Annotated in this window: 26 protein-coding genes; 12 read left to right on the forward strand and 14 right to left on the reverse strand. The window is 61.3% G+C overall.

Annotation, left to right across the window (positions count from 1 at the left end; genetic code table 11):
- Window positions 1-49: 49 nt before the first annotated feature.
- Window positions 50-325: a metal-sensitive transcriptional regulator gene (locus MRUB_RS15225; RefSeq protein ID WP_013015269.1), complete on the forward strand. Its 276-nt coding sequence runs from the start codon at window positions 50-52 to the stop codon at window positions 323-325.
- Window positions 326-328: 3 nt separating this feature from the next.
- On the opposite strand, the gene MRUB_RS15230 is transcribed toward MRUB_RS15225, so the two are convergent.
- On the reverse strand, window positions 329-1,225 hold the full coding sequence (locus MRUB_RS15230; RefSeq protein WP_013015270.1) for a hypothetical protein: 897 nt from the start codon (window positions 1,223-1,225) through the stop codon (window positions 329-331).
- Window positions 1,226-1,321: 96 nt separating this feature from the next.
- On the opposite strand from MRUB_RS15230, the gene MRUB_RS15235 reads away from it, so the two are divergent.
- The 6 genes from MRUB_RS15235 to MRUB_RS15260 all read left to right on the forward strand — a co-directional run bounded on the left by MRUB_RS15235 (window position 1,322) and on the right by MRUB_RS15260 (window position 6,531).
- Window positions 1,322-2,992, forward strand: coding sequence for a sugar phosphorylase (locus MRUB_RS15235; RefSeq protein ID WP_013015271.1), 1,671 nt, complete (start codon window positions 1,322-1,324; stop codon window positions 2,990-2,992).
- Between the two features lie 81 nt (window positions 2,993-3,073).
- Window positions 3,074-3,676 carry a hypothetical protein gene (locus MRUB_RS15240; protein WP_013015272.1) on the forward strand — a complete coding sequence of 201 codons (603 nt, stop codon included), beginning with the start codon at window positions 3,074-3,076 and terminating at the stop codon, window positions 3,674-3,676.
- Window positions 3,677-3,736: 60 nt separating this feature from the next.
- On the forward strand, window positions 3,737-4,150 hold the full coding sequence (locus MRUB_RS15245; RefSeq protein WP_013015273.1) for a hypothetical protein: 414 nt from the start codon (window positions 3,737-3,739) through the stop codon (window positions 4,148-4,150).
- Between the two features lie 10 nt (window positions 4,151-4,160).
- Window positions 4,161-4,571 (forward strand): hypothetical protein, encoded by a 411-nt coding sequence (locus MRUB_RS15250; protein WP_013015274.1) that lies wholly within the window; start codon window positions 4,161-4,163, stop codon window positions 4,569-4,571.
- A gap of 2 nt (window positions 4,572-4,573) precedes the next feature.
- A complete protein-coding gene (locus MRUB_RS15255; RefSeq protein ID WP_013015275.1) occupies window positions 4,574-5,230 on the forward strand; it encodes a response regulator transcription factor in 657 nt (218 codons plus the stop codon).
- Entirely contained in the window at window positions 5,227-6,531 is a 1,305-nt protein-coding gene (locus MRUB_RS15260; protein WP_013015276.1) for a sensor histidine kinase, read from the forward strand. Before MRUB_RS15255 ends, MRUB_RS15260 begins: the two co-directional genes overlap by 4 nt.
- Window positions 6,532-6,568: 37 nt before the next feature.
- Here MRUB_RS15260 and MRUB_RS15265 read toward each other — a convergent pair whose 3' ends face one another.
- From MRUB_RS15265 to MRUB_RS15305, 6 genes are all read right to left on the reverse strand, one after another.
- Window positions 6,569-7,933, reverse strand: a complete 1,365-nt coding sequence (locus MRUB_RS15265; RefSeq protein ID WP_013015277.1) for an FAD-dependent oxidoreductase — start codon at window positions 7,931-7,933, stop codon at window positions 6,569-6,571.
- 89 nt (window positions 7,934-8,022) lie between these two features.
- Window positions 8,023-8,298, reverse strand: a complete 276-nt coding sequence (locus tag MRUB_RS15270) for a hypothetical protein (RefSeq protein ID WP_013015278.1) — start codon at window positions 8,296-8,298, stop codon at window positions 8,023-8,025.
- A gap of 7 nt (window positions 8,299-8,305) precedes the next feature.
- Window positions 8,306-9,076 carry a hypothetical protein gene (locus MRUB_RS15275; RefSeq protein ID WP_013015279.1) on the reverse strand — a complete coding sequence of 257 codons (771 nt, stop codon included), beginning with the start codon at window positions 9,074-9,076 and terminating at the stop codon, window positions 8,306-8,308.
- The gene (locus MRUB_RS15280; protein ID WP_013015280.1) at window positions 9,073-9,702 is read right to left on the reverse strand and encodes a C39 family peptidase; all 630 of its coding nucleotides are present in this window, start codon (window positions 9,700-9,702) and stop codon (window positions 9,073-9,075) included. The genes MRUB_RS15275 and MRUB_RS15280 overlap by 4 nt, the downstream gene beginning before the upstream one ends.
- A 933-nt stretch (window positions 9,703-10,635) precedes the next feature.
- Complete coding sequence (locus MRUB_RS15875) at window positions 10,636-11,079, reverse strand: hypothetical protein (RefSeq protein ID WP_156113847.1); 444 nt, start codon at window positions 11,077-11,079, stop codon at window positions 10,636-10,638.
- Window positions 11,080-11,829: 750 nt separating this feature from the next.
- Entirely contained in the window at window positions 11,830-12,330 is a 501-nt protein-coding gene (locus MRUB_RS15305; protein WP_013015282.1) for a hypothetical protein, read from the reverse strand.
- A gap of 650 nt (window positions 12,331-12,980) precedes the next feature.
- On the opposite strand from MRUB_RS15305, the gene MRUB_RS15310 reads away from it, so the two are divergent.
- Complete coding sequence (locus tag MRUB_RS15310; protein WP_015586602.1) at window positions 12,981-14,996, forward strand: molybdopterin-containing oxidoreductase family protein; 2,016 nt, start codon at window positions 12,981-12,983, stop codon at window positions 14,994-14,996.
- A 4-nt stretch (window positions 14,997-15,000) separates the two neighbouring features.
- On the opposite strand, the gene MRUB_RS15315 is transcribed toward MRUB_RS15310, so the two are convergent.
- Window positions 15,001-16,605 (reverse strand): acyl-CoA dehydrogenase family protein, encoded by a 1,605-nt coding sequence (locus MRUB_RS15315; protein WP_013015284.1) that lies wholly within the window; start codon window positions 16,603-16,605, stop codon window positions 15,001-15,003.
- Window positions 16,606-16,638: 33 nt separating this feature from the next.
- Between MRUB_RS15315 and MRUB_RS15320 the strand changes: the two genes are divergently transcribed.
- Window positions 16,639-17,658 (forward strand): threonine aldolase family protein, encoded by a 1,020-nt coding sequence (locus tag MRUB_RS15320; protein WP_013015285.1) that lies wholly within the window; start codon window positions 16,639-16,641, stop codon window positions 17,656-17,658.
- A gap of 7 nt (window positions 17,659-17,665) precedes the next feature.
- Here the strand turns inward: MRUB_RS15320 and MRUB_RS15325 are convergent, their stop codons facing one another.
- The gene (locus MRUB_RS15325; RefSeq protein ID WP_013015286.1) at window positions 17,666-17,860 is read right to left on the reverse strand and encodes a hypothetical protein; all 195 of its coding nucleotides are present in this window, start codon (window positions 17,858-17,860) and stop codon (window positions 17,666-17,668) included.
- Between the two features lie 52 nt (window positions 17,861-17,912).
- Window positions 17,913-18,593, reverse strand: coding sequence for a glycerophosphodiester phosphodiesterase (locus MRUB_RS15330; protein WP_013015287.1), 681 nt, complete (start codon window positions 18,591-18,593; stop codon window positions 17,913-17,915).
- A 233-nt stretch (window positions 18,594-18,826) separates the two neighbouring features.
- Here MRUB_RS15330 and MRUB_RS15335 point away from each other — a divergent pair, with 233 nt between their 5' ends.
- Genes MRUB_RS15335 through MRUB_RS15345 form a run of 3 tightly spaced genes read left to right on the forward strand, consistent with a single transcriptional unit; the run spans window position 18,827 to window position 21,997 of the window.
- Window positions 18,827-19,564, forward strand: coding sequence for a hypothetical protein (locus MRUB_RS15335; RefSeq protein ID WP_156113845.1), 738 nt, complete (start codon window positions 18,827-18,829; stop codon window positions 19,562-19,564).
- 46 nt (window positions 19,565-19,610) lie between these two features.
- Window positions 19,611-19,961 (forward strand): helix-hairpin-helix domain-containing protein, encoded by a 351-nt coding sequence (locus MRUB_RS15340; RefSeq protein WP_013015289.1) that lies wholly within the window; start codon window positions 19,611-19,613, stop codon window positions 19,959-19,961.
- Window positions 19,958-21,997: a DNA internalization-related competence protein ComEC/Rec2 gene (locus tag MRUB_RS15345; RefSeq protein ID WP_013015290.1), complete on the forward strand. Its 2,040-nt coding sequence runs from the start codon at window positions 19,958-19,960 to the stop codon at window positions 21,995-21,997. The genes MRUB_RS15340 and MRUB_RS15345 overlap by 4 nt, the downstream gene beginning before the upstream one ends.
- A gap of 1 nt (window position 21,998) precedes the next feature.
- Here the strand turns inward: MRUB_RS15345 and MRUB_RS15350 are convergent, their stop codons facing one another.
- From MRUB_RS15350 to mnmG, 4 genes are all read right to left on the reverse strand, one after another.
- Entirely contained in the window at window positions 21,999-22,817 is an 819-nt protein-coding gene (locus MRUB_RS15350; RefSeq protein ID WP_013015291.1) for a ParB/RepB/Spo0J family partition protein, read from the reverse strand.
- A complete protein-coding gene (locus MRUB_RS15355) occupies window positions 22,801-23,565 on the reverse strand; it encodes a ParA family protein (RefSeq protein WP_036198776.1) in 765 nt (254 codons plus the stop codon). Before MRUB_RS15355 ends, MRUB_RS15350 begins: the two co-directional genes overlap by 17 nt.
- Entirely contained in the window at window positions 23,559-24,287 is a 729-nt protein-coding gene (gene rsmG, locus MRUB_RS15360; RefSeq protein WP_013015293.1) for a 16S rRNA (guanine(527)-N(7))-methyltransferase RsmG, read from the reverse strand. Before rsmG ends, MRUB_RS15355 begins: the two co-directional genes overlap by 7 nt.
- A 74-nt stretch (window positions 24,288-24,361) precedes the next feature.
- Window positions 24,362-26,170, reverse strand: coding sequence for a tRNA uridine-5-carboxymethylaminomethyl(34) synthesis enzyme MnmG (mnmG, locus tag MRUB_RS15365; RefSeq protein ID WP_041654092.1), 1,809 nt, complete (start codon window positions 26,168-26,170; stop codon window positions 24,362-24,364).
- Window positions 26,171-26,369 lie beyond the last annotated feature (199 nt).

Here is a 26,369-nt window from a genome sequence, read left to right on the forward strand (position 1 = left end):
TGAATGGACTGCGCACAGCTCAAAGTGGGGGGTGTAGACTAACATTGCCATGAACACCAGCGACCTCAACGGGGAGACCCTAGACGGCATTCTCAAGCGCTTGCGTCGCATAGAAGGACAGGTACGGGGCTTGCAAAAAATGGTTGAGGAAGGCCGCCCCTGTGAGGAAGTGCTCACCCAGATGACCGCCACCAAAAAGGCCATGGAGTCGGCTTCGACCCTAATTCTCCAGGAGTTCCTGACCCTCTGCGCCCTTGACATTGCAAAAGGCGACGCGCAAAAACCGGCGCAAATTGCTGCGATGCTGCGCAAGTTTGCAGGGTAAGGGCTAATCTCGAGCCCGAATCTGGGCCACCACCCACCGCATGGCGTCGCTGCCCTGGGCGGTAACGCCGCTGTGATCCTCGCGGGACTGGAAGCGGAATAGGCGGGTTTTGGAGCCGTCGAGCCGGTGGTCGGGGTCGTCGTCGTGGATGAAGTTGACCGGGGCCAGGTTGAGCGGGCTGCGGCTTACCACCTCGAGGCCCACCCCCACGTTGGGCGGCACCACATCGTTGAGGTCTTGTTTGGCTGGCAGGCCCGGCACCGCCACCACCTCGCAGGGGCCACCACCCTCATCTTCGTTGAGCGGGAAGGGGCGGCGCAGCCCGCGGGCATCGTAGTAATCCTGAATGATGCGGTTGTTGCGCATGTTATCGGTATCCCAGAAGCTACAGATGGCGTCCAGGTAAATGAAGTAGTCGAAGCGCACCTCGGGGTGGTTCCAGGCCAGCAGGCTGGCCCAGACCGTGCCGTGGGAGTGGGCCAGCAGCACCACCCGCGTGGGGTTCTCGAAGCCCCGGATCCAGTACTCATACACCCGCTTTAGGTACCCCTCGGCCTCGAGGTAGCCCGGCTCCTGCTGCCTAGAGATGCCGCTGGTGTGGGCGTACAGGAAGGCCGAAACGTCGAAGTATTCCACGCTGTAACCCAGTGCACGAAAAACCCCGACCACCGCCTGGGCGGTCTGGCGGGGGGTGGTGCTGCGGGGAAAGACCTCGTCGTCGAGGTAGCCGTAGTTGTCGAAGGGCGGGTTGCAGCCATCCCCCACCACCGGCAGCGAAGCGCAGCGCCCCGCAAAACCCATCACCACCACATCGGGGCTGCCCGCCGGTCGCAGGTTGCGCTGCGGCGGGGCAGGCAGGCAGGCGGCCAGCAGCACTACCAGCCAGAGCAGGCGCCTCATGGGTTTTAGGTTACAATTTTGGCGTTCTTGAAGAACATAGCGAGGGGTCGTTCTGCCATAATCGAGCCAACCCCTGAGGAGCGACCGCATCCCACCATGACCGCGCACGCCGACATACATCTGAAGCTGAAAGACCACCTCGAGTTCCTCTACCCCGGCCGGGGCCAGGAAGTGCTGGAGCAGCTCATGGCCCTGCTCGAGCGCTACCCCGACCTGGCCCGGCCCCACCCCACCCCCCCCTGGAGCGAGCAGGACGCCATCCTGATCACCTACCCCGACCAGATCACCCAGGCCGGCGAACCCCCCCTGCAAACCCTGCACCGCTTCCTGCGCCAGCACCTCCAGGGCGCCTTCTCCGGGGTGCACATCCTGCCCTTTTACCCCTCCACCTCCGACGATGGCTTCAGCGTGGTGGACTTCAAGCAGGTCAAGCCCGGGTGGGGCACCTGGGAGGACATCCAGGCCATCGCGGCGGATTTCCGGCTAATGGCCGATCTGGTGTGTAACCACGTCTCGGCCTCGAGCCCCTGGTTCCAGGCTTTCTTGCAGGGCGACCCCAGGTACCAGAACTACTTCATCACCGTGGAGCCCGGCGCCGACCTCTCGCAGGTCTTCCGGCCCCGCGCCCTGCCCCTCCTCACCCCCTTCCAGACCCAAAGCGGCGAGAAGCTGGTCTGGACGACCTTCTCCACCGACCAGATCGACCTCAATTTCGCTCACCCGGAGGTGCTGTTGGAGGTAATAGATGCCCTGCTGCACTACGTGCGCAACGGGGCGCAGCTCATCCGCCTCGATGCGGTGGGCTTTATCTGGAAGGTGATCGGGACAAGCTGCATACACCTGGAAGGGGCCCACCGCATCGTCAAGTTGATGCGGCTGGTGCTGGATATAAAAGCCCCCCAGGTGGTGCTGGTTACCGAGACCAACGTACCGCACCAGGACAACATCGCGTATTTCGGCAACGGCCACGACGAGGCCCAGATGGTCTACCAGTTCCCGCTGCCCCCTTTGGTGCTGCACACCTTCCGCACCGGGGACGCCAGCAAGCTGGCCGCCTGGGCCGCCAGCCTGAAGCCGCCCTCCGAGCGCACCACCTTCTTCAACTTCCTGGCCTCGCACGATGGGCTGGGGGTGGTGCCGGCCCACGGCATTCTGGAGCCCGAAGAAATTGCGGCCCTCGTCCAGCAAGCCCTGGACCACGGGGGCCGGGTCAACTACAAGGACACCCCGGCGGGCCCGGTGCCCTACGAGCTGTGCCTGACCCTGTTCGATGCCCTCAATCATCCCCACGGCGACGAGGACGAAGATCTCAAGATCGCCCGCTTTCTGGCGGCCCATGCCGTTCTCCTGAGCTTGCAAGGTGTGCCGGGGGTCTACATCCACAGCCTCTTCGGCTCGCCCTCCGACCACGCGGGTCTGGCAGAAAGCGGGATTAACCGCCGCCTCAACCGGCACAGGTTCACCGGGCCGGAGCTGGCTGGGCTGCTCTCCAACCCCCATTCGCGCGCCCACAGGGTGCTGGCCCGCCTCACCCACCTGCTCAGGGTGCGGGCTTCTCACCCGGCCTTCCATCCCAGCGCGCCCCAGGTGGTGATGGAGTCCAGGGAGGTCTTGCGCATCCTCCGGGGCTACCGCGACCGGCAGGTGGGGTGCTACATCAACGTGACCAACCAGCCCCAGCCCATCCGGCGGGTGGGGCGCGACCTGATTAGCGGCAAATACTTCGCCGGCAGCCTGCCTCCCTACGGGGTGGTGTGGCTGGTCTGAGGCTCCCACATCCTTCCCACCAAACCCATCTACCCTCCTAGGCGAACCTGGTTCACACGGGTTCTTGCAAAGGAGGTCAAGATGAAAAAAAGCATCTGGATTTCACTGATCGCCCTGATTGCCAGCCTGGCGCTGGCCCAGCCGCAGCCGCCCGTTCCCCCCACGCCCCCCCCTGCGGGCCCTGGCACGAATGCTCCTTTGGCCCCCAACCCCAGCTCCTATCGAGAGGCGGAGCGGGCTTCCAAAGAGCTCTACAGGCTGCAATTTGAGCTTTCGCACACGCAAGGCCCCCGCGTAGCCCTGGCCCAGCGCCTGGCCGGTGAAGCCCAGCGGGATTTCCAGGCCCAGCGCTATTTCCAAGCTGCCGAACGGGCCAAGGCCGCCCGGAAAATTCTGGTGGCCCAGCGCTTTGAAAGTGGGATGCTCACTGCAAGCCCCAGCGGTAGGCCCCGCCCAGTAAGCTACTCGGCCCCCTATAGAGCCCAGGAACGGATCACTCGTCTGGAAGCGGAGTTGGCCTATTACCGCAACAACAACCCGCTGGTGCGACAGCTCCTGCAAGAGGCTCGAGGCCTGCTAAGCCGGGTAAGTCCCAACGATTTTAGCTCCCTGTATCAGGCTGAAGCGGCCCATCACCTGGCCAGCGCTGCCGGGGATCTGATCAAGGCCGACCGGGGTTTCTAGCAAGCCTTGCATCACCCGCCCCTGGCGCTAAGGGGCGGGTTCTAATGAAAGGAGGTATCTGTGAAAAAGCTGTGGTTGTTACTGATTCCTTTGCTGGCAGCCTGTGCGCCCTATTATGGGCCTAGAGATTTCTGGGGGCCCCGCGAGCGGGATTTCTTTGAGGCGCTGGTAGGTTTTCTTTTCCTGATACTGCTTGTGCTGCTGATAGCTGTGGTTGTAGTGTGGGTGCTACGTCAGCTACGGCAGGGCCCGTGGTCTCAGCTCAAAGACGCTGTGCTCCCCCTCCCCTCTCCACTGGCCCCGCGAATCCGGGCCCTTAGGGAGGCCACAGGGTCGCTACCACCTGACCAGCGCGAGCGGTTGAATGACATGATTGTAGAAGTCTGGGAGGCCCTCGAGCGCGGGGATCGCAAGAGCGCCGAGGCGGGCGTGCTGCGGGCGGAAGCCTTCCTCGAGTTCAGCCGAAAGGAATAGGCGCGGCGTTATGGTAGGTCTTTGGTTGGTAGCCTTCGCATCCCCCCTGCTGCACATCGAGCAGGCTGTAAAGCTGGCCCAGAACCACCTGGGCCAGCCGTACGAACCTTACAAGGTTGAGTTCAAGCTGGACAAATCGCCCCCATACTTGGAGGTGCGGCTGGGGGGCTGGGAAATTTGGGTAGAGGCCCGCACCGGGCAGATTTTCCGCGTGCGCCCCAAACCCCCGCCCCCCCATACCCGCGAAGCTCACCTGCCTTTTAGTCAAGCCCTCCAGCTCGCCACAGCCAGCCTGGGCACGGTGGAGAAGCTCGAGCTCAAGCCCAAGCCCAAAGAACGTCTGTTGGTCTGGGAGGCCAAAACCGGCCGCCGGGAGATTTGGATTGAGGCCCGCACCGGGCAGATAGTCCTTCGCAGGTGAGTATGCGGCTTTTGTTGGTAGAAGATCACACCGGGCTGGGCCGGTTGTTGCAAGACACCCTCAGCGGTCAGGGATTTGCGGTGGATCTGGCCGAGGATATGGCCAGCGCCGATGGCCTGCTGCAAAGCTTCCCTTACGACCTGGTGGTTTTGGATCTGGGCCTTCCAGATGGGGACGGCATCGAGCTATTGCAATCGCTCCGGGCTCGAGGCGAGAAGATGCCCGTGCTGATTCTAACTGCCCGGGATGGCCTGGCCGACCGGGTAAAAGGCCTGGAAGCCGGCGCTGACGACTACCTGGTCAAGCCCTTCCACCCCGAGGAGCTGGTAGCCCGGATCAGAGCCCTTTTGCGGCGGGCTCGAGGGGAGCCTACCAACCGCTTTAAGGTGGGTCGACTGGAGCTGGATATGGAGCTAAAAAGGGCCTGGTGGGACGGGCAGTCGGTACACCTGTCCGGTCGGGAGTATGCCCTCCTGGAGTTCCTGGCCCTCCACGCCGAGGGTTATTTTTCCCGCGAGGCCCTTATGGAGAAAGTCTGGCCCGGAGAGGCCGCCATAGACCCGCGTACGGTGGACACCTATGTGCGCTACCTGCGGCGCAAGCTCTCGCCGGAGGCTATAGAAACCGTGCGCAATCTGGGCTACCGTTTTCTGGGATGAGCCTGCGCCTGCGCCTGACCTTGCTGGTGATGGTGGTGACCACCGCCGGCTTCCTGGCGAGTGGGGTTCTGCTCAGGTGGGGCCTCGAGGCCAGCCTGCTCCGCCGGCTGGACAGCCAGCTCGAGCGCGCCACAGATATTGCGCTCACCCTTCTGGGCCCCGACCCCGAGGACGGCAGTTCACGCTTTGTTCCAGAGCGGGGCCTGCCGGTTTTACCCCAGCTACTCCCGGGTCTGGTGCTGCTACTGGTGGACGAAAGCGGCACCTTACTGGACGCCTTTGGCCGTCCACCCGCCCCCAGGCTACTGGAGGAGCTGGCCCAGGGAAAATCCTCTGTCTATCGGATACACACCCGCCCTCTCGCAGACGGCCTGCTGCTTCGCGCGGCCCTCCCCCTCGAGCCCGTACAAGAAAGCCTGACCTTTCTAAGCCGCCTGCTCCTATGGATTATTCCTCTGGCCTCCCTGGGAACCATGGTAGGGGCTTATTTCCTTTTGGGTCGCGGCCTGCACCCACTGGATCGACTCACCCGTCAGGCCATGACCCTGGCCGAACAGCGCCTATGGAGCTCCAGCCTGCTCGAGCCCAGAAGCCGCGACGAGGTGTGGCGCTTTGTGCGCGCCATTAATAGCCTGCTTGCCGCGTTGGGCGAGGTCATCCAGAGCGAGCGTCGCTTCACCCAGGACGCCGCCCATGCCCTGCGCACCCCGCTGGCCATCTTGAGCGGCCGCATTGAGCGGGCCCTAAGCCAGGCCCCCGATCCGGTTAAGCCAGAGCTTTTAGAAGCCCAGAAAAGTTTGCGGGATCTGCTGGATCTGGTAGAGTCCCTGCTCCACCTGGCCCGGGCCGATGCCGGCATCCTGGAAAAACGCCCTGTTTCCCTGGATGCCCTGGCCTTTGAGGAGTCTGAGCGGATGCGGGCGGCCTTTATCCGGCTGGACTGGTTCCTGCCCGAGGAACCGGTCGTGGTATCCGGGGATGAAACTGCCTTGCGGGCGGCCATCCGGGCCCTGCTGGAAAACGCCCTGCACCACGGTGGGGGGCGGGCCAGCCTCCGGGTGTACGCCCAGCAGCAGCAGGCCCACCTGGAGATCCACGACCAGGGGCCCGGCCTCGAGCCCGAGCAAATTCCCCACATTTTCCAGCGTTTTTACCGTGGGCGTCGAAGCGCCGGCAGCGGACTGGGGCTGGCTCTAGTGGAGGCCGTTGTGCGCTGGCATGGGGGTCAGGTCATGGCCGGCCGATCCCCGGAGGGCGGCGCGCTTTTGGGGTTTGCCATACCCTTGAAAACAGGCTCGTAGGCGGGCCGGCGAGATAACCATCACCCCAGGGCCTCGTTTAACCCTGGGCCAGCTCGAGCATCTTCGCTATGCTGGTCACCTTGACCCGCGGGCGGCCCTGGGCCTGCCCCTGGGCGCATTCGTGCTGGTCGAGCTTGAGCCAGTGCTCGAGGGTCACATACCGCACCCCGCGCAACTGCAATAGCTGGGTGACCGCCTCAGGGCTGGGTTCGGGGGCCAAAGGCAGGCTGGGGGCATCCTCCAACAGCAGCTTGATGGTCTCGGTGGCATCGGCCTTGTTGGTGCCGATCACCCCGCTGGGGCCGCGCTTGATCCAGCCGGCGGTGTACTCGCCCAGCGCCACCTGGCCCTCGCGCAAGACCCGCCCGCCCTGGTTGGGGATGACCCCCTTGCGGCTGTCGAAGGGCACCTCGGGCAGGGGCACGCCCTTGTAGCCCACCGAGCGCAACACCATCCCCACCTCGAGCTCCTCGAACTGGCCCGTGCCCACCGCGTTCAGGTTCTCGTCCAGGCGGTTTTTCTCCAGGCGAATTTTCTGCACCCGGCCCTCGCCCAAGATCGCCACCGGTGAGACAAAAAAGCGGATGTGGATCCGGCGGGGCTTGCCGCTAAGGGGTCGGGCCGCGAACTCCCGCAGCACCTCGAGGTTTTTGAGCAGGGCCGGATCGTGGGCGATGGAGGCCGCGCTTTTTTCGTCGAGCTCGAGTTCCTCCGGCCTGACCAGCACATCGGCGTTGAGAAGTTCGCCCAGCTCGCGCAGCTCCTTGGTGGTGAACTTGGCCTGGGCCGGCCCCCGCCGCCCCAGCATGTAGATATCGGTCACCTGACTCTGGGCCAGCACCGGCAGGGCATGGTCGGCAATGTCGGTTCGGCCCAGCTCTTCCGCTGTCTTAGCCAGGATGCGGGTCACGTCCACCGCCACATTGCCCATACCCACCACCGCCACCCCCTGCCCATCCAGCCGGATGTCCAGGTTCTGGTAGTCGGGGTGGCCGTTGTACCAGGCCACAAACTCGGTGGCCGAAAGGCTGCCCGGTAGCTCCTCACCGGGGATGTTCAGGTGACGGTCGCTGGAGGCCCCCACCGTGTAGACCACCGCATCGTAGTGGCGCTTTAGGTCGGCGTAGGTGAGGTCGCGGCCATACTCGACGTTGCCCAAAAACCGCACCCGTGGGTCTTGCAGCACCTTCTGCATCACCTTGGTCACCGACTTGATGGTCTGGTGATCGGGGGCCACCCCATAGCGCACCAGGCCATAGGGGGTGGGCAGCCGGTCGAAGACATCCACCGAGACCGCCACCTCACCCTGTTTGATCAGAGCCTCGGCAGCATAGATGCCCGAGGGCCCCGCACCAATGACTGCTACCCGTAAAGGGCGGTTTACGTCCAACTGCTCTGCCATCAAAGTCCTCCGGTTTGAGTTTGGAATCGGGCCGCGGATGCACCGCGCTCAGATAGCGCAAATCATATCCCATCACCCCGCCGCGAACACTACGGCCTGAGGAGTGCAACCAGTGCGGCGTATAGCCCGGCCCCCGCCCCATACAGCCCCAGCCAGAGCAAATCGGCCACCCGCAGCCGCCGGCGCAGCAGTTGCACAACCCCCACCCAGAACAGCCCCAGCGAAACCACCAGGCAAAACAGGCTCAGGTAGGCGATAAAAAGCGGGGCCGCCACGCTGCGAGCAAGCAGCCAGGAGCCCCCCGCCATGACCAGCGGGAGCCAGAGGAGCAGGGTGGCATAAATCAGCCAGCGGCGGCCTTGCACCCTTTCATTATCGCAGGATGCCGCCTAGATCGAGCCCCCACCCAAGCCGTAGCTGCTCCCCGGTGGCCTGGAGGCTCAACAGGCTGGCAAGCTGCTGTTCGGAGCGGGCCTCGAGGGTGTAGGTGGTTTTGAGGCGGAGTCCAGCACTGGGGAGAATCAGGGGCTCGAGGCTCAGCCCCAGCTCGCCTGCGAGCTGCATGCTGATCCGTTCATTAGCCACGAAACCCGTTCCCAGCGTGAAGGATAGCTGGGTGGGCCGCTCATTCAAGGCATCGTTGAGGCTCATCTGAGCCACCAAGACCACGGGATCGCGAATCAGGCTGAGGGAAAGGCTGTACTGCAAAGCCCAGGGATAGCCCAGCGCTATTGCAACGCGGGGCTCGAGCCCACCCCACCCCGGCAGCCGGGCTTCCAAACCCAGCAGCCCGCCCAAGGCCAGCTCATACCCGCCCAGGCGCTCGAGCTCCTGGGCAAAACGCCGCTCAGTCTGAAAGTACACCATCTCTGGTGACAAGCCCACAAAAGCCTTCCAGGTGGCGTCCAGGGTAAGCTCGAGCGCGCCCGACAAGAGCAACCCGTGCTCCACCCGCGTAAATGCAAAAATCCCCCGCTCGGCCTCCTCCCCTAGCCCAGAGGTCTGCAAGGGGGCATAGCGTAGGGCAAGACTGTAACGAAGCTGGCCCGGCCTATCCTGGGGCCGCACCAGCGAGTCTATGGGTTGGGATTGCGCCAGTGCCAGCCCGCTCAAAACAAGCAACACACCCCAGAGCCTTCTCATGGCAGCCCCCGCACCAGGCCGCGCAGATGCCCCAACCGGGCTTGCGCCCATTCCAGGGCCTGGGCCTGGCGAGCTTTAGCCAGCCCCGCCGCCCGCTCTTCCGGCAGCGGCACCAGCACCACCCCGCTAAAGCCCTTTTCCGACAGTAGCCCCTCCAACGGAAGGAGCCGCCGACCCCAGCTCGGGTCAGCCAGCATCACCTGCCCCTCCACCACCCCCACCGCCACCACGTAGTGGGGTTCGGGCTGGGTGGTGTGCAAAATCACCGGTAAACCGCCGCGTTCGAAATAGTCCCTGAGCTGTTCTAGGCTCAGCCGAAAACCCCGGCTCTCTATGCCCAGGGCCTGCATGGCCTGGCGCAGCGCCAGGGCGTGGATGCCCACCTGCCGCACCTCCACCTCGTTTTTCTGCATGGCCTGCAAGGCCAGTTCCAGCACCCGGGCCTCGTCCACATCCGCCCGGTCGTAGTAGTGGCGCAGCAGCGTAGCCACCGCCGCCGGGCCACAGGTAAACCAGTCGGTCTGCCCTACCACACCCTGGTATCGTGACACCCGATACGGTGTGGGCTGCGCCAGGCCATGAACACAAAACAGGAAAAACAGAAGTATCAGGAAGTTACGGTTCATGCTTTACTTTTTCCCAAAGAAGGTTTCCCCCACCCACAAAATGAGCCCATGCAAAACAGACATCAGCACAACAGTGTTCCAATCGGCGGGCCTCCCGAACAAAACTTTCGAGATGGCGTAGCCTATAAATGTCAGCCTGATGTAATCACGAAGACTTTCGACAGATCCCCTCATTTTTTTAGATAGCTATGTCCCTTTCCCGAATAAGGCCAAGCAAGCCCTTGGAAGCCACTGTGGCTAGTAAAGTAGTCACTAGCATAGCGGCTAAATATGTGGGAATGCATGCAAGACCAAACTCCTCCCGAAAATAAACCGCCAGCACCAGTCCGGCAAAAATACCCACCAGTAAGCTAAAAACATTTCTCCGCCATGCAGGAAAGAAGACGGTCGGGTTTAGGCCCTGGGACGTGAGAGTAAGGGTAAGCGCGATAACAGTGGAAACGAGCAAAATAGTGTCCAGGTTGCCATAAATAACATTTTCAAAGCTCTGGGAGCCAAGCAATGCGAAAGCCAGCCCAGCCAGCGCATGGCCGGCTAGACTGGCAAGAAATGTGTACGACAGAAGAGGGAGTCTATATCTCAAAGTAGGTTACCCCTAGGAGATGTATGTGGTTATCGGTTGGTTGCGCCGTTAGAATCTTGTGCATCTCGTCTTACTTACGCTGTTTTCTACGCAATACATATCGAATCCGTGCCCAGTCGACATGTGTGAAAGAAAGAATAATCGCTAGCAAAAACAAAGATAAACCGACTGAAGCAAAAAAATTCCAATTGAGGATTAAGAAGGTGTATATCTGAACACCTGAAATAGTTAGGGCTACGAAGATCGTGTATACCTTCCACAAAAAAGTGCTTTCGTTCAGGACTTTCTTTGGAGGCATGCCTTCCTCGAATCGTGTTGTGGCATTGTCAGATTTTCTACCCACGGAATACCTACTTATTCTTCTCAAGCCTGTTTGCAACACCGCTGGCAGCACCCCCAGCCAGCCCGCTAGCAGCACCACCTACAAGTGAACCATCATTTCTTGGAACATGCCAAAGGTTATCGCCTGCAGCTTTCGACAATCTTCCTGCCGCACCCCCAACGACTCCCGAAGCAACTCCAATGGCTGCATCCCTGAGGACATCTCGCACCGTAGTTGGCTCACCTGAGATGCTACGCTCGATGTAGCCCGCTGCAACACTAACTCCGACACCTATAAGAAAGTTTACCCACTTCCCCTCTATCTGGCTCAACTCTGCATCACTCAACTCCTGCCCCACCGGCAACACCAGGGTAGAGCTGGTTGGCTTGAAGCTGGGCTGGCTGCCCTGGGCCAGGGCCGGGGCAAGGGCCAGCAGGGTGAGTATGGTTAGGACTTGAACGACTCGCTGCATGGTTCCTCCGTAACTTGGTCAGATGTAAGTAGGCGTTGGCCGAGCAGATATCGAGCACCCTCAAAATGGCACTTGAGACCATCCACCAAAAGAGCAATAAAAATCAGCATAGTCATAATAGAGATGTGCCAAGAGAAAGTCTGCAATGTCGGAGGCGTGTTTCTTAGAAACACTAACACCAGCCAGCCAACCACAACATCTGCAATGAATAGAGCCAGAATCGATGATAGCATTACAAAGGAGCTCTTTTTACTTGGTGTTCGCGATACACGAAAAGCATTGCAGTATCTTTATCACTAATCCGTCGTTCGTCTCAAACGCGAATGCAATCGCGTGGGCAAAATATACCTTCGAAAACAACCCAGTTAGACCCGCAGCAATTTCCTTGGTCACAACAAAACCCACACCAAATATAAGCAGCAAGGTCTTGAGCAACCATTGATTGGCGGGATCGTGCCAGAGTTGGCGAATCCCACCAGGTGATTTGGCACACTTGCTCCCATGAGTTTGGGTTTTATTCATCTTTGGGGTTCCTTGTAAGCGCCAATGCCCTCTTGCACAGCACCGTAGCCTACACCATTAATGATGTGAGCTACGGCTTTCGCACCTCCTGCCATAGCTTTTTCTATTACTTCGGCTTTTCCAGCAAAGAAAGCTCCCGACAGAGCGCCCGTCGCGACCTTTACTACAACCTCCCTTGCCGAGCAGCCTTCTCTACAACTCCAAGCAGCATCTGTCGCTAGCATGGCGTCATATCCGCATCAACTGTCGTGAGGCCTCAAACTGGTTGAATCGCCAATCCAGAAACAGGCCCAGTAAAACCATCAACGATGTCGCTATTATGTCTGTCAATATTATGTCTATGTCTAAATCATCTCCCACCAAGCTGTTTCCCCAAACGTATATCAAGATTGCGGCGACCCATACCAAAATCGCCAGCAGCACCCCAGCCACCAGCCCCCGACTCTGAGATGGTGCCGGACTCGGCCCGAACAACGCCCGGTACTCAGGATATCCCTTGAATGAGCCACGGTTGATAAAGGTGAGAATGTGCGCAAAATAGTAGCCAACCAAAAGAGTACTGACTTTAACCAGCACTTCCCCAAGCGTCCAATCAAAAGTTTTGTCATCCACATATGGGTTGAATGTGGTAGATCCCCAACTGATTATCAGGATGAACCCGATGATGTGAAATACTGGAAATAGTCTGCTGAGCTTTTTTAGCATCCGAATCAGATCCTCCAGCCCCATCTGGTTGTCCCCGTTTGGGGGCAACCGTTTCTTTCACAAAACTATCTATTGGAATTCCAAGCCCTACCTACCGCTTGCACACCCACTTCGGTGCTCCATGCAGTTCCAACACCCACACCTGCCATCGCTGCCTGGGCCACCTTGGAACCAACCCCCTTCGCCGCATTAAACGCAACCTGCACAAGCTCACCTTTGGCTCCACCTACCACGCCTAGCGCCGCACCGCTTACGGCTGCACCTACTGCTCGCCAACCGCTACATTCACAATCACTTACGGCAGAGTGAGCTCCCATTGCTGCACCTATAGCGGCCCAAAGCCACCGTCCCTCCACCTCCGCCAACTCCTCATCGCTCAACTCCTGCCCCACCGGCAGCACCAAGGTAGAGCTGGTTGGCTTGAAGCTGGGCCGGCTGCCCTGGGCCAGGGCCGGGGTAAGGGCCAGCAGGGTGAGCATGGTTAGAGCTTGAACGACTCGCTGCATGGTTCCTCCTTTTGGGGTTTCGATACCAGCGCTGGCACTACCGATATAGCAAAATAGCACCCCCCCAGCGTGATAAGGACTACTTTGGTCGGCCAAAACTAAAGCCTTCATTAAGGCATTGTAAGCACCGCATGGACAGGCGCCATCCGGGTTTTTAGCATGGTTCTTATGACTGTGCGCAAAGCCCGCGTCACCTGCCCGCTGGACTGCCCCGATGCCTGCTCACTGATTGCCAGCATAGATGAGGAAAGTAACACCCTGCTCAAAATTGAGGGCGACCCGCGCCACCCCATCACCCAGGGCTTCGCCTGCGTCAAGACCTACCGCTACCCCGAGCGCAACCACCACCCCCTGCGCCCGCTCTACCCGCTGCGGCGGGTGGGCAAAAAGGGCGAGGGACGGTTTGAGCGGGTGAGCTGGGGAACCGCGCTGGACGAGATTGCCGGGCGTCTGCGCCAGGTGATTGAAGCGCACGGCCCCGAGGCCGTTCTCCCCTACCACTACGCCGGCACCATGGGGCTTATGCAGTATGAGCATTCCCTCACCTTTTTCCGGGCCCTTGGGGCCAGCGAGCTTCAGACCACCATCTGCGCGACGGCGGGGCGGGAAGCCTGGGTGAGGAGCTACGGCGACCGCTATGGGGTAGACCCGGAAGATGTCCCCCAGGCCAGGTTTATTCTGCTGTGGGGCATCAATAGCCTGCACACCCACACCCACCTGACCCCGTTTTTGAAAAAAGCCCGCCAGAACGGGGCCCGCATCGTGCACATTGACCCCTACGAAAACCTGACCAGCCGCTTTGCCGACGAACACATCAAGATTCGCCCTGGAAGCGATGCGGCCCTGGCCTATGGGATGGCTCGAGCCATCGTGAAAGCTGGCCTGCACGATGTGGACTACATCACCCGCATGACCACCGGCTTTGAGGCCTTTATGCAGGTGGCAGAAGAATGGACGCCGCAAAGGGTGGAGGCCGTCACAGGGGTAGCCGCCGAAACGGTGGAGCGGCTGGCCCTCGAGTTCGCCCAGGCCAGGGCCAGCCTGATCCGCACCAGCTACGGCCTGACCCGCCACCCCGGCGGGGCCAGCGCTTTGCGGGTGGTGATTCTGCTACCGGCCATTACCGGGGCCTGGCAGTACCCGGGGGGCGGGGCCCTGCTCACCACCTCGGGGGCCTTTGCCCTCAACCGCCGCTACCTGGGGGGCGCCCACCTGCTGGCCGCCCGGCCCACCCCGCCCCGGCAGGTCAACATGACCCAGATCGGCAGCGCCCTCACCGCCCTGGAACCGCCCATCCGGGCCCTGTTCGTCTTCAACTCCAACCCCGCGGTGGTGGCCCCGCGCTCCGACCTGGTGCAAAAGGGCCTGCAGCGTGAAGACCTGTTTACGGTGGTGCTCGAGCAGGCCCTCACCGAGACCACCCGCTACGCCGACTACGTGCTGCCCGCCACCACCTTTCTAGAACACCCCGACCTCTACACCGCCTACGGCCACTACTACCTCTCCTGGAATGAGGCGGTGATGCCACCCCAGGGCGAGGCCCGGCCCAACACCTGGGTCTTTGCCGAACTGGGCCGGCGGCTGGGCCTGGACGAGCCCACCCTCTACTGGGATGCCGAGACCCTGGCCCGCTCGCTTCTAGACACCGACCATCCCTGGCTAAAGGGCATCACCCTCGAGCGTCTCAAGGCCGAGGGCTTCCTGCGGCTCAACATTCCCCGCGGCTTCCAGCCCTTTACCGAGCGGGCCGGCACCCCTTCGGGCAAGGTGCAGTTCGACCCCCCGCCACAGGTGATTCTGACCGAGCCCACCCCGGAGTTCCCGCTCATTTTGCTGACCCCCCCCGCCAAGCACTTCCTGAACAGCACCTACGGGCACATCGAGCGTCTGGTGCAGGGCGAAGGGGGGGAGCCCACCCTGCTGGTACACCCCGAGGACGCGCGGGCTTTTGGCGCGGTGGACGGCGCGTGGATGCGGGTGCGCTCCCAGCACGGCTCGGTGGTGCGGCGGGTGCGGGTGAGCGAGGCCCCCATCCGGGGCACGGTGGTGCTGGAGGGCACCTGGTGGGAAAAGCCCGCGCCGGACGGCAAGGGCATCAACTGGCTCACCGGCGAACACCTGACCGACATGGGCGAGGGTTCCACCTTCCACTCCAACCCGGTGCGGCTCGAGGCCCTGGACTGAATCCTCAAGCGGCGGACGTGGGTTCCAAGCCCACCCGCCACAGCGCTTCTTCTTGCATGGCCCAGGCCGGGTATTCTTCCTGGGCCAAAAAGTGACGGGCATACAGGGCCGCCAGCCTGGCGTGGCGCTCGCTGCCTAGCTCGTAGAGCAGGGCCACGGTGGCCGCATCGGCCAGGGTGCGCAGGGCTTCTTTGGCGTGCCACTGGGCTTCTTCAGGGGACAGGGTTTGTAGGTAATCCAGGGTATGGCGCAGACGGGCCAGGGCCAGCCGGGCCTCCTCGCTTTGTATGGCCTCGAGCTTGGCGCCAAACTCGGCCAGGAAGGGTTCGGCGGCGCCTTTGCGGAAGAGCACCTCGAGGGTGTCCAGGGCCTGCACGTTGGCGGGGCCTTCCCAGATGGGCGTGATCAGGGCCTCGCGGGCCAGGCGGGCGATGGCGAAGTCCTCCACGAAGCCCACCCCGCCGAAAAGCTCCATGCCCAGCTGGGTGCAGTAGGTGCCGTGCTCGGCGGTGCGGGCCTTGGCCAGGTGGGCCAGCAGCCGGGCGTAGTGGTAGCGGGGGCTGTAGGGTGGGGTCTCCTGCCAGGCCTCGTCCCAGGCCGCCACCGCGCGGAAGGTCAGGGCCAGGCCGCCGGCAATGCGCACCGCCAGGTCGGTCAGGTCGCGGCGGATGAGGGGGTGTTCCTCCAGTTTTTTGCCGAAGGCCCGGCGCGCCTGTACCCGGAAGAGGGCCTCGAGCTGGGCCTTTCGAGCCAACCCCATGGCCCCGGCTGCGTTGGCCAGGCGCGAGAGGGTCAGGGTCTCCAGGATGTAGTAGATGCCCTCCTCGGCCCGCCCAATCAGGTGGGCCTCGGCCCCTGCAAACTCCACCTCGCCCGAGGGCACCGCGCGGGTGGCGAGCTTGTCTTTCAGCCGGCGCACCCGGTAGTTGAGCTGGCCCTGGCTGTCCAGCCGCGGCACCAGAAACAGCGCGATGCCCTTGGGCCCTGCCGGCGCGCCCTCAGGCCGGGCTGAGACAATCGCATAATCGGTCAAACCCGCACCGCTAGAGAAGTACTTATCGCCCCACAGCCGCCAGACCGCCCCCTCGGGCACCGCCCGCACCTGGTTGGCCCCCAGGTCGGAGCCGCCCTGCACCTCGGTCATCCAGGTTGCACCAAAAGCCCGGCCCGCCAGGAGCTCCTCCTTCCAGCGGGCGAACTGGGGGGCGTATTTGTGGATGGCGTAGAGGGTGGCGTTGGTGATGGTCTGGATGCAGTAGAGGCCGGGGTCGGCCAGCAGGTAGCCCAGGGCGAAATGCAGGTGCCAGCTTCCCCCCTGGTAGGGGGCCCGGTTCATGGCGGCGAGTTCGCGGTTGAGGGCCTCCTGGGCCGGGGATAGCCGCACCCGGTCAATGCGCTGGCCGTTCAGGTCGTGCATCACCAGCACCGGGCGGGCCTCTTTGTCCACGTGGTCGGCGATGCGGTAGGCCACGCCCCCCGCCAAAGCCCCGAAGCGCTCGAGCTCGGACTGGTGCGCCGTCCAACCCTTCCAGTAGCGGTTCAGCAGGCTGGGGAGGTCGGGCTCCAAAGCCCAGTGGTTCTTGCCATAGGCATAGGACTGATGTTCCATAACTACCCCGCTTTCAGCAGTAGTATAGGGCCTATGCGCACCATCGACCTCCGCTCCGACACCGTAACCCAGCCCACCCCGGCCATGCGCAAGGCCATGGCCGAGGCCGAGGTCGGCGACGACGTGTACGGCGAAGACCCCACCGTGAACCGCCTCGAAGCCCTGGCCGCCGAGATGCTGGGCTTTGAGGCCGGCCTCTTCATGCCCAGCGGCACCATGACCAACCAGGTGGCCCTGATGCTGCACCTCAAGCGCGGGCAGGAGGTGATCGCCCCCAAAGGGGCCCACATCTACGAGTACGAGCCGGGCTCGCTGGCGGTGCTCTCGGGCGGAACCATCCGGCTGGTGGAAGCCCCCTACGGCATACCCGACCCCGAGGCCGTGCGAGCCGCCATCCACACCTCGGTGCACCAGGCCCCCACCGGCCTGATTGCCCTGGAAAACACCCACAACACCGCGGGCGGCACGGTGGTACCCATCGCCGTGCAGCGGGCCATTCAGCAGGTGGCGGAACAGGCCGGGCTGCCCACCCACCTGGACGGGGCGCGCTTCTTCAACGCAGTCGTGGCGCTCCACACCACCCCGCTCGAGCTGGCTAAAGGCTTCCGCACCGTCTCCATCTGCCTGTCCAAAGGCCTGGGGGCGCCGGTAGGCTCCATCCTGCTGATGCCCAAGGAATACCGCGCCGAGGCCTGGCGCTACCGCAAACTGCTGGGCGGCGGTATGCGGCAGGCGGGGGTGCTGGCCGCGGCGGGCATCCTGGCCCTGACCGAAGGCCCCCAACACCTGGCCCGCGACCACCAGATGGCCCGGGCCCTGGCCGAGGGGTTGTTGCGGCTTCACCTCGAGGTAGACCTGCAAACCGTGCAGACCAACATGGTGTACGTGCAAGTACCCCAGGCCCCGGCCTTCGTCCAGCGCCTGCGCGGGCTGGGCGTGCTGGCCAACGCCATGGGGCCCAGCCGGGTGCGCTTCGTCACCCACCGCGACCTGCAAGATGAAGACATTCCCCTGGCCCTACAGCGCATCGAGCAGGCCCTGCAGGTGGCTTAGATCTCCCCTACTCCTTCCACTCCTCAACCGACTTGTATTGCACCAAGGCAGCGTAGGTGGTTTGCGACCCGTTCTGGGAGGTGGAGAATTTGACATCTATCAGAAGCGTCTCCAGCGGAAGGCTCTGCACAAAGCGGTTGAGGCGCTCCTGGAATATATCGGGATCGTTAGCCGAAATTAGCTTGAACTGCACTCCTTGCATACCAAAAGACTAGCGCAAGAAGCGGCCAGACTGGGTGCAAAATCCGGTCGGATCAAGCCCGACCGGCCAGTAGCTGTTCCGGTCGGTCGCCGATCACACCGTCCACACCCCACCCCAGCAGCTCCCGCACCACTGCGGCCTGGTTGACCGTCCAGGTCACCACAAACAGCCCTCGAGCCTTGAAGTATTCCACCTTTTCCCGGCTCAAAAGCGTGTTCAGCGGGTGCACCCCCTGCACCGGCAGACAGGGCACCAGTTCTTCCATCTCGGGCTCGGCATAGAGCAGGGCCAGCGGTACACCCGCCTTCAAGCGGTGCAGCCGGATCAGGGCCAGTGGGTCGAAGCTGCTTACCCAGGCCCGCGCGCGGCCTGGCCAGGCCTGCAGGTGCTGGGCCAGCAGGGCTTCGCGCCCGTCTGAAGGGCCCGGCTGGCTTTTGAGCTCGAGGTTGAGCCAGGCCTGCGGAAACTCCTCGGCCAGCGCAAAGACCTGCTCGAGCCGGGGCAGCCAGGGCGCTTGTTGCTGCAAGGTCGGCCAGTCCAGCGCGGCAATGGGCCGGCCCTGTAGCTCAAAGTCGTGGTGCACCACCAGCACCCCGTCGCGGGTGCGGTGCAGATCGAGCTCGAGGCCGTCCAGACCGGCCTCGAACGCACGTCGAAAGGACTCGAGGGTATTTTCCTTAGCCTGTAGCGGGGCGCCTCGGTGCCCTAAAAGCAAGGGTTTGCCCAATACCATGCCATCTCTCCCTGCTAGAGGTGCTCATTCCCAAACCGCTTTTGTGTCTGGGAGTCAAGATTATACCGCTTTCAAGCGAATTGCACGTGATGGATGAATGCGAGCCGGCCTGCGCATGTTGTAGACTGCTAAATATGGGCAAATATGATGCGCGTCTTTCGCAATTGACCCAGTCCCCCATCATTGCTCGGCTCGAAGGCCCTGGCGGTCTTCTGGCCCTGAGTAGCCGAGAATTGTTCTACCTAGATGATAACACCTCGCAGAGCTCGCGCCTTTCCATAATCAAGCGCATTAGCGTAAACAAGCAGACCGGCACTATAGACGTGATGAGCGAACAGGGCGTCCTCATGACCATTGCCCCAGCCGCTTTCCAGAAAGATGAATTAAAGCTCTTTCTGGAGTCGCTCAAAGGGCATGTGCTCAAGGCCAAGTCCGAGGCCACCCAGGTGGATGAGCCCCCTCGCGTGGTCGAGTCGGTAGAAACACCCCCACCCCCACCCGCATCGGACGCCGCTCACGAAGCCAGTACTCCAGCCTCCAGCCCCCCCACGCCCCAACCCATCTACCCCACACCCCCGGAAACACCACCGGCCGCGCCAGCCTTTTCCAACCAGCTCAACATCGCAGAACCAGCCAAAACCCTACCCGACGAACCCAGCGACTCCATCTGGGCCTACGAAGGCTCGCCTAAGCCCAGCCCCGCCGCACCCGCACCCGCCCCTACAGCTACAGAGGCGCGGAGCGAGGCCAGTCCACCACCCCAGGCTTCTGTTCAAAGCAAAGGCCTTTCCTCAACGCAGCGTGTGATTTCACTGCTACTAAAGGTTTCGGCGCTTATTACAGCAGGGGTTACAGGGGGATATCTAGTGGTCAACATGGGAAGCACCAGCGATATTTGGGTTCCGTTAGGGGTAATTGCAGTAGGTCTCTCCCTTGCTCTCATTCAGTGGCGCCTGTCGGAGCCTTACTGAGCGGATTTTCTTAGGGTCAAGGCGGGATTCGCAGCTCCCAAAATCAATGAAGCTTTGGCTAAACATAGCCTATATCCTGGTGGTACTTGGCTTAGGGCTAGCGAGCTTGTGGCCTAATCTAACCGTTCGATTCGCACCAGCCCAGTTCTATACCCCATCCACCCCGGGCCTGGAAGCCACATCTACTTTAAGACCCGGCCCTGCTTTACCCGAGGTTCAAAAGGTCAACCTCAACACTGCCAGCCAAGCCGAGATCGAAAGTCTGCCTGGAATTGGCCCGGCGCTAGCCCAGCGCATCATCGAAGGACGCCCCTACCGCACGCTTGAGGACCTCGAGCGCGTTAAAGGAATCGGGCCCAAACTACTGGAGCGGCTGCGCCCCCTGGTGACCCTATGATCCCCCTGGCTCTGGGCGCTGGGGCCCTGCTGGGGGCTCTCAGCCAGCTAACCCCCTGGGCCTTCCTGGGCCTGCTAGCAGGGCTTGGGCTCCCTCAGTCTGCGCGCTGGCTTGGTTTGGGAGCTTACATTCTGGTCACCCTGCACCTGGGTTTAGCCCAGGATCCCTGGGCTTCCCAGATAGGACAGTGGGTGCGGATCGAAGGCACTCTTCGAGAGGGTTTTTTACACACCCCACAAGGGCGTTTATATGTGCATTACTTTCCCAATTTGCAGGATGGCCGTTACGTTTTGGAAGGCCACCTGCTGCGCCCCTCAAACAAGCGCAACCCCGGGGGCTTTGATCAGCAAACCTGGCTGCGCGGCCTGGGGGTTACGGCAGTATTACGAGCTCGGCAGGTTGTGCATTACGAGCCTTTACCGGCAGGCCCCCACCAATGGCTGCAAAAGCAGCTTGTGGCCGGGCTCTCCGCTCCAGTAGCCGCCCTGGTCACGGCCCTGACCCTTGGGGAACGTCGCGAGTTGGGTGAGGCCTATGAGGCATTTCAGCAAGCCGGCCTGGCCCATACCCTGGCCCTATCTGGTTTACACGTGGCAATCCTGACCGGCTTTTTTGTGCTCTTGCTCTATCCGCTGGGCAGGTGGCGCTACCCTGCAGCCTTGCTTTTATTGCTGCTGTATCTGTGGCTTGTAGAGCCCCAGCCTTCGCTGGTACGGGCAGTGATTATGGCGGGCTTTGTGTTGATGGGGCTGTTTATGGGGCGCGGCCGGGTAGCGGTCTTACCCGCTCTGTCGCTGGCTTTATTCGTTCAGTTGTTGCTCGAGCCGCGTACCCTGCTCAGCCTTTCGGCACAGCTTTCCTATCTGGCCGTGCTGGGCATGGCCCTGGTGCTGCCGCACCTGCCCAGGCTCGAGGGCTGGAAACAGTGGGTCTGGTCCTCGGTTAGCGTCACCCTTGCAGCACAAATTCTGATCCTTCCCCTCTTGCTCCATCACTTCCACCAACTGCCGCTCATCTCTCCCGTTGCAAATCTGTTGGTGCTGCCCTTGCTAAGCCTCCTGGTTCCCCTAGGCTTTCTCAAGCTACTGATGGGGGGTTTGCTGGCCTGGCCCACCGAGATTCTCGGTTCGCTGGTTCTGGGACTGGTTGGGTGGCTGTCCAACGGCCCCTTGCTGCGCTGGGGTGAGATAACTCCTGTAGGGTTCATCCTGTACTACCTTGGCCTTCTCCCATTACTGCTAGGCCTTTATGGTCGTCTTCGCTGGCCGCATGCAACGGGGCTTGCTGCCACAGCCGCGCTGGCCTCCATCTTGTCCAGTTACCCGCCCCGCGCCGAGCTCTGGCAGCTCGATGTGGGCCAGGGCGATGCGATCCTGCTACGCCTTCCCGGCAGGGTAGAAATCTTAGTGGATGGGGGGCGCGACTGGGCTTATCCCCGGCTAGAACAAGCCTTGCGGGCCTTGGGTGTGGACGATCTCGATCTGCTCATCGCCACCCACCCCGATGGGGATCATGTGGAGGCCCAGTTGAAGGTTATACGGGATTTTCCAGTTGGTGCATTGGTTAGTGGGCCCAGGGCCCAGGGCGTTGCCTTGGATGATGCCTTACACCTGGCTGCACACCAGCGTGGAATCCCGGTCTTTTTTGCGCGCAGGGGAAGCCAGCTAACCCTGGCTGGAGCCCGCCTCCATTTCTTGGGGCCGCAAGGTGACGAGCTCGAGGACAACGAGCGCAGTTTGGTTTTCGTGTTGGAGTATAAGAATCATAAGATACTCTTTACCGGTGATGCGCCCGTCTCAGCCGAGGTGCGCTGGTCTGCCGAGAGGGTGGATATCCTAAAGGTGGGTCATCATGGTTCTGAGACCAGCACCAGTGATCACCTATTGCAGCATTTCCGTCCCAAGCTAGCCTTAATCGGTGTGGGAAATAATCCGTATGGTCATCCGTCGAGGGCTGTACTAGAACGCCTAAACCAGTACGGCGTACAAATTCGACGCACCGACATCGAGGGGGCCATACGGATTCCCTTGCCTTGAATTACCCCTCGTAGCCCAGGGCCTGCAAGATTGCAGTGAGTTCTTCCTCAGAGTGGTAACTAATCTCTATCTTCCCTTTTCTGAGGCTCGTAAAGCGAACTTTTGTACCCAGTCGGCGCGAAAGGTTGCGTGCGATCTCGGCATAAGCCTCTTCGCCTTTATGGCGGCTGCTCGAGGCCGCAGGTTTATCCTTGAGCCTCTCGGTTTCGCGTACGCTCAGTTGTTTGGATAGCACCTCCGATAAGCCCCAGTTACGCTTGGACTCGGGCAACATCAAAAGGGCTCTGGCATGTCCTGCACTAATTTTGTTCTCTTCCAGGGCTTGCTTGATTTCTGGGCTCAGCTGGAGCAGCCTAAGGGCATTTGTTACCGTCACCCTAGCCTTACCCACCGCTTTGGCCACCTCTTCCTGGGTCATGCCCATGTCCACCAGTCGTTTGTAGCCTTCAGCCTCCTCCATGGGGTTTAGGTCTTCACGCTGTAGGTTTTCGATAAGGGCAATTTCCAGGGCCTCGCGCTCCCCGATGTCTTTAATAACAACTGGCACCTCGCGCAACCCTGCCATTTGCGAGGCCTTATAACGCCGCTCACCAGCCACCAGCTCGTACATATCCCCTTTCGGCCTCACCAGTAATGGCTGTAACAGCCCTTTCTCTCTGATCGAAGCGGCCAGCTCCTCCAGTGCCTCTTGGTCAAACAGGCGCCGGGGTTGTGCAGGGTTGGGCTTGATCAGGGCTAGGGGAAGTTTGGTTTGAGAGGCGGGTGTTTTGGGTAGCAAGGCCTCCAATCCTTTTCCCAGACCGCTAGGCTTCTTTGACACGACGCATCACCTCCTCGGCCAGGCGTCGGTAGGCATGGGCACCGCTGCTGGTCGGTGCGTACTGACCTATATCCTGGCCATAGCTGGGAGCTTCGGCCAACCGCACGTTGCGCGGGATCACAGTCCAGAACACCTTCTCTCCTAGATTGGCTCGGATGTTACTCTCAACCTGCTGGGATAGCAGGGTGCGGGGATCGTACATGGTAATCAGGACGCCCAAAAGCCGCAAGGCCGGATTCAGGCTGGTACGCACTTGTTCAATAGTTTCCATCAGGCCGGCAATGCCCTCGAGGGCATAGTATTCGGCCTGCACCGGAACAACCAGGCCCTCCGCAGCCGCCAAAACGTTGATGGTAATAGGGCCCAAACTGGGAGGGGCATCCAGCAGGATGAGGTCGTAGGCTGACTCCAGCGGCTGCAACACCTCAGCCAGTCGGGTGGGGTTTTCTATGAGTTCGGCCGAAGCCCCCACCAGATCGGGGCTCGAGGGAAGCAGATCCAGCCCTTCAGCCACCCTCAGCAGTGCGTCTCGAGCGTCATCATTGCCGACCAAGACAGTATATATGTTGCGCTCAGGTACAGCCTGACCCATCCCCGAGGTGGCATTGACCTGGGGATCGAGGTCAACCAGCAGCACCTTTTGACCGGCCTTGGCCAGGTAGGCTGATAAATTTACAGCGGTCGTGGTCTTTCCCACCCCCCCTTTTTGATTAACTATGCCGATGCGCTTCACCTTGCCCACTAGGATAACGGATTTTTGGCAGGAACCCCAGGCTTGCGGGGGTATTGGGGCGGTGTGGGTTCTACCTTGCGCAGGATAATTAAATGCCGCGTATCGCCCGTACCCGGTAGCTTCAGGTGCAGTACCTGTTCCAGCACCCCTCCAAGCTTGCGTATTGCACCTTGGCCCTCGGCCAGCTCGCGTGCCACTTCGGCACCTTTCTGCACCAGTACAAATCCACCAACCTGCACCAGCGGCAAGGTTAGCTCGGCGGCTGTCGCCAGTGAAGCCACCGCTCGAGTCAGGGCCGCCCCATATGTTTCACGTTTTACAACCTGACGGCCCAGTTCCTCAGAGCGTCCCCAGAGGGCCTGTGTGTTTACCAGTGCGAGGGTTTGCGCCACTTTCGCCACGAACTCGATTTTCTTTTTAGTGGCGTCCAGTAGATCGAACTGGATGTCGGATCGCACAATCGCCAGCGGGAGTCCAGGAAACCCGGCCCCGGTGCCGACGTCTATCACTGATAGCCCGCTGGCAAAGCCAGCGTAACGCAGGCAAGATAGGGAGTCCGCAAAGTGCTTGTATATGATGCCCTCTTCATCCCGGATGGCTGTAAGGTTGAGGTTTTGGTTGACTGTTGTAAGCAGTTCAAAGAATAAAGCAAATTGAGGTAGGTAGGGCCTTAGATCCAACCCCAACTCAGCCCCTGCTTGCAGCAACATCTGTTTTCCGGCTGCGGTCATCTGCATATTAGTGGGTGTCTGTCGTTCAATGTGTGGGGGTATGTAAAACGTGAAACATGGCTCGAGCCCAACCGGAGAATTCAGGCTGGAGCAGGCATTTTAGCGATATGCACCAGGAGTGCGGTTATGTCCGAATCGCGAATCCCAGGAACCCTCGAGGCTTCAGCAACCGAGTGGGGTCGGATCCGTCCCAGTTTTTCAACAGCCTCCTTAGAAAGGCTGGGCACGCAGGCATAATCGAGGTCGGCCGGTAGGCGGTAGGCCTCGAGCTCCTTCAATTTTTCACGCAACCTGGCCTGCCGCTCCATATAACCCGCGTACTTGGCCCGCACTTCAACCTGGTAGGCCTCAGCCTTGCTAAGAGGCATTTCCGGCGACCCAATCATCTGCAGTACCTGTTCGTAACTGGCCTCGGGCCGCCGCAGGTATTGCAATGCCGAGACCCCCTCTATACGGCTGCGCTGGAGGCGGAGCAGCTCGCCCTGAACCCGTGCATACTTGGCCTGTACGGCTTTTAGGTCTTCAGCCAAACGCAGGCCCCAATCAGCCGCTAGTGGCACCAGGCGTTCATCTGCATTATCCGAGCGGCACAGCAGGCGCAGCTCCACCCTCGAGGTCATCATGCGATAGGGTTCATCCACCCCGCGATGAACCAGGTCGTCTATCATCACCCCGATATAGCCAGAGGCTCGAGGTAGATGGGCCTCCTCCAGCCCCATCGCGTACCGCGCCGCATTCAATCCGGCCAGCAAGCCTTGGGCCGCGGCCTCCTCATAACCTGAGGTTCCGTTGAGCTGCCCAGCAGTAAACAGCCCCGGTAGCATACGGGACTGCAAGCCCGGTGTCAGTTCCAAAGGGTCTACTGCATCGTATTCCACCGCATAGGCATAGCGTTGAATCACGGCCCGCTCAAACCCCGGTAGGCTCTGCACCATCTGTATCTGCAGCTCGGGGGGTAGGGAAGAGCTAAAGCCCTGCAGGTACAGCTCTGTGGTGTGAAGCCCATCGGGCTCCACAAAAAGCAGATGCGTTTCCTTGTCGGAAAAGCGAACCACCTTGTCCTCAATGGAGGGGCAGTAGCGAGGCCCAATGCCTTCAATATCCCCACCATATAGTGGTGATAGGTGCAGGTTTTCCTGAATCAACCGGTGGGTGGCTGCGGTCGTGCGGGTCTGCCAGGTGGGGCGGGCCGTTGCGTGAGGGCCGGGCACTCCGGAAAAGGTTTCGGGTGGGTTGTCTGCGGGGACGACCTCGAGTTTCTGGTAATCCACCGAGTCGGCCTGGATGCGGGGGGGGGTACCGGTTTTAAATCGCAGCAAGCGGTGACCCACAGCACGCAAGCTTTCAGAGAGAAAGCGGGCAGGGGGCTCCCCCTGACGCCCTGCAGGCCGGGACTGCCGCCCGTACCAGACCACCCCCTGCAAAAAGGTGCCGCTGGCTACCACCACTGCCCGGGCCGGCAGCTTGCGCCCATCTACAGTTTGTACGCCGCACAACCGCCCTCGTTCTACCCACAGCGCCGCCACCTCAGCCCGCACACTCTCAATCTGAGGGTGCCCCAGCAGCACCCGCTGGGCCTCGAGGGCGTACAGATCCCGGTCTACCTGCACGCGCAAGCTCTGAACCGCAGGGCCTTTAGAACGATTAAGCACGCGGGTGTGGATGGCTGTGGCATCGGCCAGCCTGCCCATCAAACCACCCAGGGCCTCTATTTCGGCCACCAGTTGGCTCTTACCAGGCCCACCCACCGCAGGGTTACAGGGCATCAAACCAATGCGTTCAGGGTTCGAGGTGACCAGACCCACCCTGGCGCCCAGCCTGGCTGCCGCCCAGGCTGCCTCGATCCCAGCATGCCCACCGCCCACCACAATAACGTCATAGGCCCTCATCCCCATCAGCTCCCAGCCTTGCATTTTAGCAGAGGCCCCGCGGTTGAAATCCCAACCAAAACCCCAAACCCATGAACACCACCACGGAAGCCGCGGTTTCATTTCTACCGTTCCAGATGTGGATCATGGGCTCAAAAGATGTTTTGATCACACCCACACGACATTATCCACAGGGGGTTCTCTGCCTGTGGATAACTCA

This window comes from Meiothermus ruber DSM 1279, assembly GCF_000024425.1.
GTDB lineage: Bacteria > Deinococcota > Deinococci > Deinococcales > Thermaceae > Meiothermus > Meiothermus ruber.

Excerpts from the sequence above, each read along its gene's own strand:
- MRUB_RS15305 (WP_013015282.1), bottom strand. The coding sequence starts at position 12,330 with ATGGGGCTGGAGGATCTGATTCGGATGCTAAAAAAGCTCAGCAGACTA.
- MRUB_RS15875 (WP_156113847.1), bottom strand. The coding sequence starts at position 11,079 with ATGCAGCGAGTCGTTCAAGTCCTAACCATACTCACCCTGCTGGCCCTT.
- rsmG (WP_013015293.1), bottom strand. The coding sequence starts at position 24,287 with ATGCAGATGACCGCAGCCGGAAAACAGATGTTGCTGCAAGCAGGGGCT.
- MRUB_RS15260 (WP_013015276.1), top strand. The coding sequence starts at position 5,227 with ATGAGCCTGCGCCTGCGCCTGACCTTGCTGGTGATGGTGGTGACCACC.
- MRUB_RS15275 (WP_013015279.1), bottom strand. The coding sequence starts at position 9,076 with ATGAGAAGGCTCTGGGGTGTGTTGCTTGTTTTGAGCGGGCTGGCACTG.
- MRUB_RS15250 (WP_013015274.1), top strand. The coding sequence starts at position 4,161 with ATGGTAGGTCTTTGGTTGGTAGCCTTCGCATCCCCCCTGCTGCACATC.
- MRUB_RS15265 (WP_013015277.1), bottom strand. The coding sequence starts at position 7,933 with ATGGCAGAGCAGTTGGACGTAAACCGCCCTTTACGGGTAGCAGTCATT.
- mnmG (WP_041654092.1), bottom strand. The coding sequence starts at position 26,170 with ATGAGGGCCTATGACGTTATTGTGGTGGGCGGTGGGCATGCTGGGATC.
- MRUB_RS15315 (WP_013015284.1), bottom strand. The coding sequence starts at position 16,605 with ATGGAACATCAGTCCTATGCCTATGGCAAGAACCACTGGGCTTTGGAG.
- MRUB_RS15340 (WP_013015289.1), top strand. The coding sequence starts at position 19,611 with ATGAAGCTTTGGCTAAACATAGCCTATATCCTGGTGGTACTTGGCTTA.
- MRUB_RS15240 (WP_013015272.1), top strand. The coding sequence starts at position 3,074 with ATGAAAAAAAGCATCTGGATTTCACTGATCGCCCTGATTGCCAGCCTG.
- MRUB_RS15280 (WP_013015280.1), bottom strand. The coding sequence starts at position 9,702 with ATGAACCGTAACTTCCTGATACTTCTGTTTTTCCTGTTTTGTGTTCAT.
- MRUB_RS15235 (WP_013015271.1), top strand. The coding sequence starts at position 1,322 with ATGACCGCGCACGCCGACATACATCTGAAGCTGAAAGACCACCTCGAG.
- MRUB_RS15255 (WP_013015275.1), top strand. The coding sequence starts at position 4,574 with ATGCGGCTTTTGTTGGTAGAAGATCACACCGGGCTGGGCCGGTTGTTG.
- MRUB_RS15230 (WP_013015270.1), bottom strand. The coding sequence starts at position 1,225 with ATGAGGCGCCTGCTCTGGCTGGTAGTGCTGCTGGCCGCCTGCCTGCCT.
- MRUB_RS15325 (WP_013015286.1), bottom strand. The coding sequence starts at position 17,860 with ATGCAAGGAGTGCAGTTCAAGCTAATTTCGGCTAACGATCCCGATATA.
- MRUB_RS15345 (WP_013015290.1), top strand. The coding sequence starts at position 19,958 with ATGATCCCCCTGGCTCTGGGCGCTGGGGCCCTGCTGGGGGCTCTCAGC.
- MRUB_RS15225 (WP_013015269.1), top strand. The coding sequence starts at position 50 with ATGAACACCAGCGACCTCAACGGGGAGACCCTAGACGGCATTCTCAAG.
- MRUB_RS15330 (WP_013015287.1), bottom strand. The coding sequence starts at position 18,593 with ATGGTATTGGGCAAACCCTTGCTTTTAGGGCACCGAGGCGCCCCGCTA.
- MRUB_RS15310 (WP_015586602.1), top strand. The coding sequence starts at position 12,981 with ATGACTGTGCGCAAAGCCCGCGTCACCTGCCCGCTGGACTGCCCCGAT.
- MRUB_RS15320 (WP_013015285.1), top strand. The coding sequence starts at position 16,639 with ATGCGCACCATCGACCTCCGCTCCGACACCGTAACCCAGCCCACCCCG.